This is a genomic window from Flavobacterium sp. YO64 (assembly GCF_004119505.1).
Taxonomy (GTDB): Bacteria; Bacteroidota; Bacteroidia; order Flavobacteriales; family Flavobacteriaceae; genus Flavobacterium; species Flavobacterium oncorhynchi.
On record NZ_NRQV01000012.1, the window covers coordinates 119,336 to 134,874 of the forward strand.

9 protein-coding genes are annotated in these 15,539 nt (G+C 32.8%); 4 read left to right on the forward strand and 5 right to left on the reverse strand.

Features of this window, described 5'->3' with window-relative positions:
- Positions 1–158: 158 nt before the first annotated feature.
- The gene (locus tag BOW57_RS10780) at positions 159–6,644 is read left to right on the forward strand and encodes an MG2 domain-containing protein (protein ID WP_129054161.1); all 6,486 of its coding nucleotides are present in this window, start codon (positions 159–161) and stop codon (positions 6,642–6,644) included.
- 154 nt (positions 6,645–6,798) lie between these two features.
- Here the strand turns inward: BOW57_RS10780 and BOW57_RS10785 are convergent, their stop codons facing one another.
- The 5 genes from BOW57_RS10785 to hpt all read right to left on the reverse strand — a co-directional run bounded on the left by BOW57_RS10785 (position 6,799) and on the right by hpt (position 12,898).
- On the reverse strand, positions 6,799–8,943 hold the full coding sequence (locus tag BOW57_RS10785) for a S46 family peptidase (RefSeq protein ID WP_089055341.1): 2,145 nt from the start codon (positions 8,941–8,943) through the stop codon (positions 6,799–6,801).
- 175 nt (positions 8,944–9,118) lie between these two features.
- Positions 9,119–10,120: a GTPase ObgE gene (gene obgE, locus BOW57_RS10790; RefSeq protein WP_089055342.1), complete on the reverse strand. Its 1,002-nt coding sequence runs from the start codon at positions 10,118–10,120 to the stop codon at positions 9,119–9,121.
- 106 nt (positions 10,121–10,226) lie between these two features.
- Positions 10,227–11,501: a hemolysin family protein gene (locus tag BOW57_RS10795; protein WP_089055343.1), complete on the reverse strand. Its 1,275-nt coding sequence runs from the start codon at positions 11,499–11,501 to the stop codon at positions 10,227–10,229.
- 219 nt (positions 11,502–11,720) lie between these two features.
- On the reverse strand, positions 11,721–12,293 hold the full coding sequence (locus tag BOW57_RS10800; RefSeq protein WP_089055344.1) for an adenylate kinase: 573 nt from the start codon (positions 12,291–12,293) through the stop codon (positions 11,721–11,723).
- Positions 12,294–12,367: 74 nt separating this feature from the next.
- Positions 12,368–12,898 carry a hypoxanthine phosphoribosyltransferase gene (hpt, locus tag BOW57_RS10805; RefSeq protein WP_089055345.1) on the reverse strand — a complete coding sequence of 177 codons (531 nt, stop codon included), beginning with the start codon at positions 12,896–12,898 and terminating at the stop codon, positions 12,368–12,370.
- A 97-nt stretch (positions 12,899–12,995) separates the two neighbouring features.
- Here hpt and BOW57_RS10810 point away from each other — a divergent pair, with 97 nt between their 5' ends.
- From BOW57_RS10810 to purE, 3 genes are all read left to right on the forward strand, one after another.
- Positions 12,996–13,547, forward strand: a complete 552-nt coding sequence (locus BOW57_RS10810) for a hypothetical protein (RefSeq protein WP_089055346.1) — start codon at positions 12,996–12,998, stop codon at positions 13,545–13,547.
- A gap of 188 nt (positions 13,548–13,735) precedes the next feature.
- Positions 13,736–14,890, forward strand: a complete 1,155-nt coding sequence (locus BOW57_RS10815; RefSeq protein WP_129054163.1) for a 5-(carboxyamino)imidazole ribonucleotide synthase — start codon at positions 13,736–13,738, stop codon at positions 14,888–14,890.
- 80 nt (positions 14,891–14,970) lie between these two features.
- Entirely contained in the window at positions 14,971–15,456 is a 486-nt protein-coding gene (gene purE, locus BOW57_RS10820; RefSeq protein WP_068843754.1) for a 5-(carboxyamino)imidazole ribonucleotide mutase, read from the forward strand.
- Positions 15,457–15,539: the final 83 nt, after the last annotated feature.

Here is a 15,539-nt window from a genome sequence, read left to right on the forward strand (position 1 = left end):
ATAAAACTCAATTATTATTCTTCAAAAATAAGGAAATATAGATTGTATAATTTGGTTTTGAAGATAAATTGCTAATTTGTGCGAAAATTATCTTTAAATAATTTGACTCCTTAACAAGCTTAATCGAAATTTGAACATTTATTGATTAAAACGCCTCCATGAAAAACATATTATTTGTATTCTTATTAGTCTCTTCTATTCTTTTTGGACAGCAAAATGACAAAAAATGGAATAAGGTTATTGTTCTTGAAAAAGAAGGTAAAGTAAAATCTGCCAACTCAATCGTTAACAAAATTTACAAAAAATCAGTTGCCGAAAAAGATGAAGTTCAAATGATAAAATGCTTTTTCTATCAATCTAAATTTTTACAAGTTGTTGATGAAAATGCACAAACCAAAATTCTAAACAATCTAAAAACGGATATTAATCGTGTTTCAATACCATCAAAAGCAATTCTAAATTTGGTATATGCAAAATGTCTTAGTGATTTTCACAAAAAAGACCCCTACTTTTCATACAATAGAACCGATACTGTTTTTGAAGAAGACAATTTTAAAACTTGGACTGATGCTATTCTTATCAAACAAGTTGAAACCAGCTACAAGGAGTCATTAGAAAATGAAACCGCTTTAAAAAGTACTCCACTTACCGATTATGAAACTATTTTTGATTATTCAACTATAAATGATTTTAAAAATCAAACTTTATATGACTATGCTTTAACTGAAAATATAAATTATTTTTCAGCTAAAATTTATGAATGGGAAATTTCAAAGAGAGAATATTATACCCATACAAAAGAATTATTAGGCAGTACAAGCGATTTTGTAAATCTAAATTTCGATTTTATAAAAAACACAAAACTGAAAAATGTATTAGCACTATATCAAAAACTAGAAAAAACAAGTCCAACACTAGAAAATCAATGGAATAGAATACAGTTTTGTAAAAAATACATGATTGCTTACGACAGTAATTATCTCTCTTTTTTAACTAATTTTCAAAAAAACACTGACAATCAAAACTTAATTGAAAAAATCCAATTAGAAAAAGCCTTGTTTTATGCACAGTTTGCTTCTAAAAAAAGCCACCCAGATTATAAAATTAAGGCTGTCGCTTTACTTGACAGTATTTTATCATCAAATATTCATTCGAATACATACAAACTTGCCTTGCAACAAAAAGCAGAAATACAAGCTAAGTATTTATTAGTTCAACTCCAAAAAAACAGCTACATAGGCGAAAACATCAGAACGCTTATTTATTACAACAATATCAATAAATTAAAAATATCCTTTTATAAAATCAATCAAAATCAATTATCAGAATTAAAAAGCTTCCCTTATAACGTAGATATTCGTTCGCATAAAATACTCGAAAATAAAAAACCAGTTGTTACGCAAGATTATATACTTCCTCAGAAAAAAGATTATTTTCAGTATTCAACAGAAGTCCTTTTACCAGCATTAGAAAAAGGCTCTTATGTAGCATTTATCGAAAGTGATTCTGACACAAAAACACAAAAAGCTTTCTCTGCTGATTTCATAAACATCACTAATATTACTGTTGCAGCCAAGAAAGGAGCTTCTAAGGACTTGTTACAAACTCTCGATAGAAAAACAGGAATGCCTCTAGAAAATGTAACGATAAAACTGCCAACCCAAACTATTAAAACCGACAAAAATGGTTTAGCATTTGCGGACAAAACGGCACAAAATTATTATAATGATGATTATATACAATTTGCAACCTCAAACGATACGCTTTCAATTAGCAAAAGATCGTTAAATGATCTCTATGGTTCAAATAATAATCTAGAGGAAAAACCCAAAGGAAATGTAAAACTATATTTAGACAGAGCTATCTATAGACCAGGACAAACAATTTATTTTAAAGGGATTGCTTTTCAAAAAGACAAAAACATAACTTCTGTTGTAAAAAACACGTTTTTTAAAATTGTAATTATTGACCCAAACTATAAAAAAATCAAAGAATTTGAGGTTACAAGCAATGAATTTGGTTCATTTTCGGGTGAATTTCTTTTACCAAAAAATGGAAGAACGGGTAATTTTACCCTAAAAATTGCTTCTCCTCAAGATTATCAATATGGTTTTAAATATGATATAAAAAAGCAAGAATATGCATTTTGGAACAATGCTGATTTTGAATATTCTCAAATTGATTTTAAGGTTGAAGAATATAAACGACCTAAATTCGAAATTAAATTTGATCCTGTAAAAGAAACCTATCAAATTGAAAAAGAAGTCAAACTAACAGGCTTAGCAAAAGCATTTGCAGGAAGCCCTGTTTCTAATGCCAAAGTTGAATACCAAATAAGCGCAAAGTCTTATGTTTTTGATCATGGCCGCTATTATCACAAAAACGGAAGAATTGAACCAATTTCTGAAGGAAAAACACAAACAGATTCATCGGGAAAATTTGAAATAATTTTTATTGCTAAAACTGTTGAAGTTCTTTCTAAAGAAGATTTACCAATTTTAGAGTATATTATTAAAACTACTGTAACTGATATTAATGGCGAAACTCAAACGGCTAAAACAACGATCAAAGTAGGTTATCATGAGCTAGCCTTAAACGCTTTGATATCTCATCACATAGTAACAAAAAACGAGAATAAAATTAAGATAACAAGTACCTATTTAAACGGCGAGTTTATTCCTGCTAAAGGAAATCTTAAAATATATTTAACCAACCCATTTTCAAATAAATTCAAAGAAAGAATATTTCAACAACCAGAAATAGAAACAATTTCAAAAGAAGAATTTGAAAGATTATTTCCGTTTGAAAGAAATGAAAATATAAAAACAGATGAACTTGGGACTTTAGTTTACAACACGGAATTCAATACAGAAAAGGACAAAGAAATTGCTTTAGATTTTATGTCCGAATATAAATCCGGAGATTATGTTGTTGTACTAGAATCCTTCGACACTCTAAAAAACAAAATCGTATCTAAAACCAAATTCTCACTTTCTCAAAGTAAAGACAAACCTAATCCTTGGATACTGATTACTGCAGAGCAAATTAATAAAGATGCCAAAAAAGATGGTTTTGCAATTGTAAAATTAACCTCGACAGTACCAAATCTTTTCATTAATATATATGGCAGTTACCATAATATCCCTTATTATGAAGACAATATCAATTTACAAAACAATCAATACACTATTAAAGTTCCTATAAAAAATTATTTTGAAAACGCAATGAACATAAGTTTTCAAAGTGTTTATGACAATCAACAGCACAGCGGTCAAATAGATATTCCTTTAAAAACAGAAGAAAAAAAATTAGAGCTAGATATTGAAACTTTTAGAAGCAAAATAGATCCAGGAAAAAATGAAAATTGGTCATTTAAATTAAATGCTATTAATACTTCAAATGAAGCTGAAGTTTTAGCTTCGATGTACGACAGTTCTTTAGATCAATTTAGTGAACAGAAATGGACGCTTTTACAATTTTACCCCTTAAACTACAGCAGCGGTACTTTTAAAAGTGACATCGCTTCTGGCATCACAACAAATATTTTACAAAACTTAAATCCAATTGACGCTAAAATTGAATTGAACAACGAAAGCAACCCTAAATTAATGTGGTTTGGTTTTAACTTTAATGACTCGTTTACAGCTTACCAACAAAGGGAATATCAAAAGGAATTGAATAAAAAAATAAAGAAACCATCTAATGCTAAACTGATTTTTGGAGTAATTACTGACGCTCAGAATTCACCAATCCCAAAAGTATCAGTTCAAGTAAAAGGAACGCAGCGAATTCAAATCTCAGATAATGATGGTTATTATGAAATAGAAGCTGGATCAAATGAAGAACTAGTCTTTAACAGGATTGGTTTCAAAGAACAATCAATCTTTCCTGAAGATAAAAAAAACATAAACATCAAACTTATTGAAGACATAAATAATCTAAACGAAATTGTAGAAGTTGGATATGGAGCACTACGATCAAAAAAACCATTACCTTATGAGACTATTGTAGAAGAAGATAACAGCGTTTACAATACTGCAGGAATTGATATTGCTTTAGAATTTGATAAAACAAAAGACAACAAAATTAAAGGCTATACATCTGCAAATACCCCGGCACCTCTATACATTCTTGATGGAGAAGCAGCAACACAAAATGATATCCAAAATCTCGATTCAAATGATATTGTTGAAATTGAAATTGTAAAAGATAAAGATGTCAGAGCGCAATACGGTACCAAAGGTGCAAATGGAGTAATCCTTATTACTACCAAAAAAGCTATTGAAGCTTTAAATCAAGTAAAAGCTAGAAAAAACCTATCTGAAACTGCGTTTTTTCTGCCAAATCTAAAAACAGATTCTAAAGGAAAAGTAAGCTTAAATTTTACTTCGCCAGAGGCTTTAACAGCTTGGAAACTTCGTTTATTGGCTCATAATAAAGAAGCCGTTTCTGCTTATTTGGAGAAAAATGTAATTACGCAAAAAGAGCTCATGATTCTGCCAAATTTCCCTCGCTTTTTTAGAGAAAAAGACACTATTGTAATCAGCGCCAAAATTTCGAATGTTACTGCCGAAGCAAAAACAGGAATTGCCAGTTTACAATTTTTTGATGCCGTTACCATGACACCAATTGACGTTAAGATGGGCAATGTAAAAAACATCAAAAACTTCACTGCTGGTGCTTTTGGAAACACAACAGTAACTTGGAAAATTTCTATTCCAGAAAATCTGCAAGGCATTCAATATAAAATAGTAGCCAAATCAGGCCGTTTTTCTGACGGAGAAGAAAATATTATTCCAGTTCTCACAAACAATATGCTCGTTACAGAAAGTATTCCAATTTGGGTACGTGAAAACTCCACAAAACAATATACGTTCGAGAATTTAAAAAACAATACTTCTTCAACTCTAAAAAATCATCAACTTACTTTAGAATATACTTCTAACCCAACTTGGATTGCAGTTCAGTCTTTACCGTATTTAATGGAGTACGAACACGAATGTTCTGAACAGACTTTCGCTCGCTTTTATGCTAATGCTTTAGCTTCAGAAATCATTTCAAGCAATCCAAAGGTTGCAGCTGTTTTTGAAAATTGGAAAAAAAATGGAACACCAATTTCTAAATTAGAAGAAAACGAAGAACTAAAGTCAACCCTTCTTGCCGAAACACCTTGGCTGAATGATGCTCAAACCGAAGATCAAAAGAAAAAAAATCTGGCTCTTTTATTTGATTTGGAAAAGATGAAAACTTCACAAGAAACAATTTTCGAAAAATTAAAACAAAAACAAAAAGCTTCAGGTGGATTTTCTTGGTTTGACGGAAGCGAAGAAAGCGAATATATTACCAGACATATTCTGGCAGGTTTAGGTCACTTATCAAAACTGACTAAAACCAGCGACATTAACAATAAAACGGACCAAATTGCAAAAGCAGGAATTCCATTTCTAGATACTAAATTTTTAGATTACTATAAAAACAGAATCAAAGATCTAAAACCTTCTGAGAAACTAATTTTGCCCAACCCATATTCTGATCTTCATTATTTGTATACCAGAAGTTTTTATTTAGAAAAATATCCTCTTTCAGATACTTTGAAAAAGGCAGTCAAACTTTATTTGGAAACCGCTAAAAATGATTGGTTAAATTATTCTATTTACGAGAAAGGATTAACTGCATTAACTTTGAATCGTTTTGGAGAAAAAGAAACCGCCAAAAAAATCATTGAAAGTTTAAAAGAAACAGCATCAAACAATGAAGATTGGGGAATGTACTGGATTTCTAATAAATCGGGCTGGTATTGGTATCAGGCTCCAATAGAAACTCAGGCATTATTAATAGAGGCTTTCGCAGAAGTAAATAACGATAAGAAATCTGTCGACGCAATGAAAGTATGGCTGTTAAAAAACAAACAAACCAAAAACTGGCCAACAACTAAATCGACGACCGAAGCTGTTTATGCTTTATTAACACAAGGTACTGACTGGCTTTCTGTAAAAGACAACACGGTTATAAAATTAGGAGACGAAAAAATCGTAACTAAAAAACTGGCAGAAAATGAAAAAGAGGCCGAAACGGGTTATATCAAATTAAATTGGAAAGCCGAAGAAATAAAAAAAGAAATGGCTTCGATAAGCATTCAAAACAAATCTAAAGTTCCCGGATTTGGAGGTGTTTACTGGCAGTATTTTGAAGATTTGGATAAAATTAAAAACAATTCAGGATCTGTTCTATCAGTTTCGAAAGAACTGTATTTAAAGAAAAACACCTTAAAAGGAGATCAATTAGAAAAAATCACTTCAAAAAATCGTTTAAAAGTTGGCGACTTAGTTACCGTTCGATTAATCATTACTTCAAAGGAAGACACAGAATATATTCACTTAAAAGATATGCGTGCTTCTTGCTTTGAGCCTGTAAATGTGCTTTCTAAATATCAGTACAAAGATCGCTTAGGATATTACACAAGTACAAAAGATACTGCAACACATTTCTTCTTTGATCAAATCAACAAAGGAACTTATGTTGTAGAATATGATATTCGCGTAAATAACAGCGGAGAATTCTCAAACGGAATTACAACAATTCAAAGTATGTATGCCCCAGAATTTGCAAGTCATACCAAAGGAATTCGCGTAAAAGTTCAATAAGTATTCGAACTAAATGAAGTTTGTCAGTCTGAGCGAAGTCGAAGACCCGTTCCAATTGGCTAGCCTTCGACTTCGCTCAGGATGACAACCTTTTAAAATAAAAACCCGATAGCTTTAAAAACTATCGGGTTTATTTTTTACAACTAAATTGAGATTATTTCACAATCGTCAATTCGTCAATAATGTTTTTAGCTCCAGCGTATTTATCAATAATCCAAAGTACATAACGAATATCAACATTGATAGTTCTTTGTAATTTCGAATCAAAAATAACATCTCCAGCCATAGCTTCAATGTTTCCGTCAAAAGCAATTCCAATTAATTCGCCTTTTCCGTTAAGAACTGGCGAACCAGAGTTTCCTCCTGTAATATCATTATCCGTCAAAAAGTTTACCGGCATGTAACCTGCTTTATCTGCATATTGCCCAAAATCTTTTTTCTTGTTTAACTCTAACAAACGAGCTGGTAAATCAAATTCTTGATCTCCTGCTTTGTACTTTTTCACCATACTTTCCATTGTAGTATAGTTGTTGATTTTAGCATCGTTACGAGGATCTGCAGGTAAAGCACGAACTTTTCCGTAAGTCAATCTCAAAGTAGAGTTTGCATCAGGATATTGAATCGCATTTAATTTTGATTCTCTTAGACCTTCTACTAATTTACGGAAAGCAATTGCAAAACCATCATCAGCTTTAGCTTGATCGTCTGTTTTAGCACGGTATTTAGTCAATAAATCATTAGAGATGATATACAAAGGATCATGTACAATTGCTAATGGTTTTGGATTAGCCATAAATGCTAATACTTTTTCTTTAGTTGTAAAATAACTGATTTCGGTTGCTTTTGCAACATCATTAGTAAAGTCTCCGTTATTTTCAGATTTCATTTTAGCGATTTGCGGAGCTAAACCATATCCAACAGCTTTAGAAGAATATAAATTCAATTGAGCTGTTAACACATCTTTTTCTAATGGAGCATAAAATTCGCCATAAATGTTATCAATCATTGCATTGATCTTAGGCAGCATTTCAGCTTTTTTTGCATCATTTTCATTATAATATGCAATTAAAGCATTTCCTAAATTAGCTGGTCCAGTTGCATAACTTGAAGTACGCAGAAGTTGTGTAAGATAATTATCATGAGTCGCTTTTAAATTTGTTTCTCTGTAATAATCATTGATAGTAGGAATTACGTTTTCATACTTTTCTTTGTTAGCAGGTTTTGTTGCCCACTCATAGAACTTATCTTCCTGTTCTGTTTTTGTTGCTACAGTTCCCGCTTTTGTTAAAGCATCAATCATACCTTGACGGTTTTTCCAATAGTTGGCAGTAGAAGCATATTTAGACGCATATTGCAAACGAACTGTTGCATCTTTGTCCATATATTTTTTCATTACATCCATTCCAGTTTTAGCACCTTCAACCCATGCAGGATAAGCAAACTTGATATTTTGCTCGATTCCGCCAGCTGGCATCCAACGGTTTGTACGCCCAGGATAACCTAAAATCATAGCAAAATCATCCTCTTTTACACCTTTAATACTTACAGGTAAGTAATGTTTTGGCTGTAATGGCACATTGTCTTTAGAATATGCAGCAGGATTTCCGTTTTTATCAGCGTAAACTCTAAACATAGAGAAATCTCCTGTTTGACGAGGCCATTCCCAGTTGTCTGTATCTCCACCAAATTTACCAACACTTTCTGGCGGTGTACCAACTAAACGAACATCTGTATAATCTTGGTAAACGAAATAGTAATATTCATTTCCTTGAAAGAAAGGACGAACAGAAACAGTATATTTTCCGCCTTCGTTATTTTCCTTTTCAATCAAAGCGATTTCTTGCTGAATAATTTTGTTTCTTTCAGCCTCAGTCATTTGATCATTTACTTTTGACAAGATCCTTTTTGAAACATCGTCCATACGAACAAAGAAACGAACGTACAATGATTTTGGTTTCAATTCGGCACTTCTTTGCTTTGCCCAAAATCCATTTTTCAAATGATTTTGTTCTGCAGTCGAAAGTTCTGCAATCGCACTATATCCACAGTGGTGATTAGTAAGTACCAAACCGCTGTTTGAAACGATTTCAGCTGTACAACCTCCATTAAATTGTACAATAGCATCTTTTAAACTATGGTGATTAATGCTGTAAATTTCTTCGGCTGTTAATTGCAAGCCCATTTTTTCCATATCTCTATGGTTCAATCTTTCGATAAACATCAAAAACCACATTCCTTCATCAGCTCTTACAGGAAAAGCCATTAGGCACATGGTCAAGAATAAAACTACTTTTTTCATGTTATTTTGTTTAAGTTCTGCGAATATAATTCATTTCGACAATTATTTCATCTTAAAGAATACCAAAATTGAACATGATATCAATTTTGCACTCATTTATTACGAATTTAACATTATAAAAACAAAAAGGCATTCTATTTCTAGAATGCCTTTTTTATTATTTTAAGAATATAAATTACTCATTAAGCATTTTCCAAAGTTTATCCTTTAAATCAGTTAAACCTTGTTGTGCAACAGATGAAATAAACATATATGGAACGTCTTTAAAAGACACATCTAGTTCTGCTTTTAATTCTGCTTTAAGCTCATCATCCAGCATATCACATTTTGAAATTACTAAAAGACGTTCTTTATCTAACATTTCAGGATTGTATTTTGTTAATTCATTTACCAAAATATCGTATTCTGCTTTAATGTCTGGCGTATCAACTGGAACTAAAAACAACAATGTCGAATTACGTTCAATGTGACGCAGGAAATAATGTCCTAGACCTTTACCTTCTGCTGCACCTTCAATAATTCCAGGAATATCAGCAATTACAAAAGATTGAAAATCCCTGTAAGCCACAATACCTAAATTTGGTTTTAAAGTTGTAAAAGGGTAATCCGCAATTTTTGGTTTAGCCGAAGTCAAAACAGACAACAATGTTGATTTTCCAGCATTAGGAAAACCAACTAAACCAACATCAGCCAAAACTTTAAGTTCTAGAATAACATCCATCTCAACACCTGGTAAACCCGGTTGAGCATATCTTGGCGTTTGATTTGTAGAACTTCTAAAATGCCAGTTTCCTAAACCACCTTTTCCTCCTTTAGAAAGAATTCTTTTTTCTCCGTGTTCAGTAACTTCAAAAAGAGTTTCTCCAGTTTCTTTGTCTTTTACAACAGTTCCTAACGGCACTTCGATAAATTTATCTTCACCATCTGCTCCTGTACTGCGGTCTCCTCCACCGTCTCCACCATGTCCAGCTTTAATATGACGCGCAAACTTTAAATGAAAAAGTGTCCAAAGACCTTTATTTCCAACTAAATATACGTGTCCGCCACGGCCTCCATCACCACCGTCAGGACCTCCTTTTTCAATAAATTTCTCTCTATGTAAATGCGTAGATCCCTTTCCTCCCTTTCCGGAAGAAACATATATCTTAACGTAATCTACAAAATTCCCTTCTGTCATTTTTTGTTTGTTTATGTGTAGTTTCAAGTTTCAGGTTTCAAGTTTCAGGTTCATTGCGCTACGCCAACTTGAAACTTTAAACTTTAAACATGAAACAAATTCTCTTTTACTCTTTAAGCGTTTTTACAAGCACTTTATCAATCTTTACTCCATCCATGTCGATAACTTCTAAGACAAATTTCTGCCAAATTAGTTTTTCTCCTTCTTTTGGAATATGAGAGAGTTCCGTCATAATCATCCCGCTTACCGTATTTACTTCGTAATCATTTGTCAACTCATCCAATTCAAAATAAGTTAAAAAATCATGCAGTGAATAATGTCCGTCAACCAGCCATGAACCATCTTCTCTCTCTATAAGCTGAAACTCATCTTTATAAAACTCTGATGCATCACCAACTAAAGCTTCCAAAATATCATTTAAAGTAATCAATCCTTGAAAAACTCCGTATTCATCTGAAACTAAAGCGTAGTGAACTCCCGTCTTTTTAAAATTTTCTAATGCTTTGTAAGCAGTAGTTTGTTCCATTAAATATGGCGCATCTGTCATTATAGCTCGCAAATCGAAATTATCCTTTTCAATATTGGCAAAAATATTTTTCAAAGTAACAACTCCAGCAATATCATCATAATTCTCATTGTACACTGGATAAACAGCATGTAAATCCTGAACTACCAACTCTTTAACTTTGATTTTATCTGCATTCAGCGGCAGCATATCAACAGATTTTCGGTGTGTCATTAAAGAGCTTACTTTTCTGTCTCCAATATGAAAAACACGCTCCACAATATCTTGTTCAATCTCCTGAACCTCTCCAACCTCAGTTCCTTCTTTTATAATTGCCTTAATTTCTTCTTCCGTAACTTTTCCGTCAGCTGTTGGTTTTATCTGTAAAACATTCAGTAAAAAATCAGTAGACGTTGTTAAGAGCCAAATAAAAGGTGCTGTTATAATCGAAACTATTTTCATTGGCATTGCAACCATTTTTGCAATCGCCTCTGGATAATTTAATCCAATACGTTTTGGCAATAACTCACCCAAAACAAGAGAGAAAAAAGTTAAAACAACAACTACAATTCCAACTGCTATAGAATGTGCATAAGGTTTTAAAACTTCAAATCCGCTTACAAATACTTCTACATCCATTGTGATTTTATCACCGCTGTAAATACCCGTCAAAATTCCAATTAAGGTAATTCCGATTTGTACAGTTGATAAAAACTTATTTGGAGAATTAGCCAGATCCAACGCAATTTTGGCACTATTGTTCCCTTTTTTCGCTGCCGTTTCCAGTCTGTTTTTTCTAGCCGAAATCAATGCAATTTCTGACATCGAGAAAACTCCGTTTAATAGTATTAGAAAAAATATTATTAGTATTTCCAATGTTTAGTAGATTCGTTACTTGTTTGGTTATTTAAATTTTACTGTAATCTTAGTATTCTTTTAGCTCGAAGCTAAAAAAACTAATTTTTCCCGCCAGAAAACAATCGACTCCCAAAGCGTCGGGAGAAGCTCGTTTTATGAAAAAGAAAAATAGTTTTTTTAGTGTCCCAATCACTGTTGGGATAAATCGCCAGCTAGTCCCGAAATTTCGGGTAGCTTCTACAAATTATCTATAACTGACGTTAAGCGCTCTGTAATTTCTTCAATAGTTCCGATACCATTTACGGCATGGAATTTATTTTGTTCTTTATAATAACCAATCAATGGAGCCGTTTTTTCATTGTACTCTTGGTATCTTACACGAATTTTCTCTTCGTCCTGATCATCTGCTCTTCCGCTTGTTTTTCCTCTTTCAAGTAAACGTGCTACCAAAATCTCGTCATCAGCCTCTAAAGCAATTGTCGCCGTTACGCTTGAACCAATTGTTGGTAAAAATTTATCTAAAGCCTCAGCTTGATCAATTGTTCTTGGGTAACCGTCGAACAAAAATCCTGCTGTATTAGGATGTTTGTTTACTTCATCTATTAACATTGCAGTAGTAACTTCGCAAGGAACCAATTCTCCATTGTCCATAAATACTCTTGCTTTTTTACCTAGGTCTGTATCATTTTTTAAATTAAAACGAAAAATATCTCCAGTCGAAAGATGTGTTAAATTGTATTTTTCTTTTAAAAATTCTGCCTGAGTTCCTTTTCCTGCTCCCGGCTTTCCAAATAAAACAATGTTAATCATAATACGTGTGAGTTGTGTGACTTCTTAATTTTCGAAGAAGTTTAAAATGAATATATAGTTGTGTGTCTTTAAAATTATTCTGCTAATTTGTATACTTCGCCAAGATTTCGTCCTAAACCATCATAGTCCAATCCGTAACCTACAATAAATTTATTCGGAATTCTGATTCCGATGTAATCTATTTTTATATCTTTTTTATAAGCTTCAGGCTTAAAGAACAATGTTGCCACCTTAAAGTGTTTTACATTTTGTGCTTTAAACAAATGTTTTAATTCTTCCAGAGTATTTCCTGTATCGATAATATCCTCAATAACAACAACACTTCTGCCAGTCAAATCCTGATTGATTCCGATTAATTCTTTAACCGAATTTGTTGTTTCAGTACCTTCATAAGAGGCCATTTTAATAAACGAAACCTCGCAAGGTTTTTTATATTTTTTCAAAAAATCCGCTACGACCATAAAAGCGCCATTCAAAACTCCAATAAAAATTGGAGTATCATCTCCAAAATCATCTTCTACCTGTGCAGCTAATTTAGTCAAAGCAAAATCAATTTCTTTAGCCGAAATAAACGGAACAAATTGTTTATCGTGAAGTTGTATCATTATTTTTAAATTTAAAATAATGGACAAAGATACAGATTTCGAATTTGAGAACCGAAAATTGAGCCTAAATTTGTATTTTTAAATCAAATTCAAAAAAATGCTTTCTGAACTGCAAGAAAAACTGGATTATGTTACGGCTCATAGAGAAAATCGCTTAAAGTGCGCTCAGTTCATTCTTGAAAGCCCACAATTTTTTAACGAATTAGTTTCTATTTGTTTTACGCCCGAAGACAAAAACAATCACAAAGCCTGTTGGATCCTCGAATTTGTGTCTTATGAAGAGTTACTTTGGCTACAGCCTCATCTTGATTTTTTCTGTTCAAATTTAAAAGTACTTAAAGATGAAAGTTCCATTCGGCCAATTGCAAAAGTGACACAACTTTTGGTAAAATCACATTATAAAAAAGATGAAAACAGCATTCTTATGTCCGAAGAAAATCTTCAGGATTGTATCGAGGCGAGTTTCGACTGGCTTATAAATGATGTAAAAGTGGCTGCAAAAGCATATTCAATTCGAACTTTATATGTTTTGGGAAATCATTACGATTGGATTCATCCCGAACTTCAAATTATTTTAAACAAAGATTACGGAGATCATTCCGCAGCTTACAAAGCCGTTGCCCGCGAAGTCTTGAAAAAAATTGAATAGTTTAAGTTGCCACGAATTACACCAATTTTCACTAATTAATTCTAAAACTGAGTTATAAACAAATTCGTGAAAATTGGTGTAATTCGTGGCAAACAAAAAAATCATTCTAATCTTTTTAATTTGTGGCAAAAAACTAAATTTTGGCTAAAAAAAGATTAAAAGGTATCTTTGCAAAAACACAACACAAAATGAATTATTTTTCTTCTGATTTTAAATTAGGAATCTTAGGCGGAGGACAATTGGGCAAAATGCTTTTGTTTGACACCAGAAAATTTGACATACAAACTTACGTTCTTGATCCAAGCGACGAAGCGCCGAGTAAAATTGCCTGCAACAAATTCTTTCAAGGCGATTTAATGGATTATGAAACCGTTTACAACTTCGGAAAACAAGTCGACGTTCTTACTTTTGAAATCGAATTAGTAAATCTTGAAGCATTAACACAATTAGAGAATGAAGGTTTAAAAATATATCCTTCTCCAAAAACTCTAAAAGGAATTCAGAATAAAGGCGTTCAAAAAGAATTTTACGCTAAAAATAATATCCCTACTGCACCTTTCGAAAGATTTGAAAATCTAGACAAATTAAAATCTGCTGTCACATCGAGCGGAGTCGAGATGCCTTTCGTATGGAAATGTACTGAATTTGGTTATGACGGAAATGGTGTAAAAGTTATTCGTCAGGTTTCTGATTTAGATAATCTTCCAAATGTCGAATGTATTGCAGAAACTATGGTTCCGTTTAAAAATGAATTAGCGGTAATTGTGGTAAGAAATCCATCAGGAGAAATAAAAACATATCCGGTTGTAGAAATGGAATTTCATCCAGAAGCAAACCAAGTTGAATACGTAATCTGCCCAGCAAGAATTGATGATAAAGTAGCCGAAAAAGCAAGAGCAATTGCTTTGAATGTGTCTAAAAACTTCAACCACGTTGGACTTTTGGCTGTTGAGATGTTCCAGACTCAAGACGATGAGATTTTAGTAAACGAAGTCGCTCCTCGCCCGCATAATTCTGGACATTATTCTATCGAAGCAAGCTATACTTCACAATTCGAAAATCATTTACGTGCTATTTTAGATCTTCCGTTAGGAAACACAGACAGTAAAGTTGCCGGAATTATGGTAAATCTAGTAGGTGCCGAAGGATTTTCTGGAAATGTAGTATATCAAAACATCGAAACCATTTTAGGATGGGATGGTGTTACTCCACATATTTACGGAAAAAAACAAACTCGCCCATTCAGAAAAATGGGTCACGTTACTATTGTAAATGAAGATATGGCGGAAGCAAGACGAATTGCGCAAGAAGTTAAGAACACTATTAGAGTAATCAGTGCATAGTAATTAGTCCTTAGTCGCAGTTTTCAGATCTGGCAACTTGAAACTTTAAACCTGAAACAAAACACAACAAAAATAAACACATGAGCAAAGTAGCTATTATAATGGGAAGCATCTCAGACATGCCAGTTATGCAGGATGCAATCGATATATTAAAACAATTTAATGTAGAAGTTGAAGTAGATATCGTTTCGGCGCACAGAACGCCGGAAAAATTGTTCGATTTCAGTAAAAATGCACATACTCGCGGAATTTCGGTAATTATTGCCGGTGCTGGCGGTGCGGCACATTTACCTGGAATGGTGGCTTCAATGTCTCCGCTTCCAGTAATTGGAGTTCCTGTAAAATCAAGCAATTCGATTGATGGATGGGATTCAGTTTTATCGATTCTGCAAATGCCAGGCGGTGTTCCAGTTGCAACTGTAGCGCTAAACGGAGCAAAAAATGCGGGAATCTTAGCAGCACAAATCATCGGAAGCCATGATAAAAAAGTCCTTGACACTATTATTTCTTATAAAGAAGAATTGAAAGCTGCGGTTAATAAAGCGGCTGAAGGTCTTAATAAATAAACTTAGTGATCAGTGGTCAGTTTTTTAGTGTTCAGTTCTCATAAAGACAACTACTGAACACTAAAAAACTGACCACTGACTAC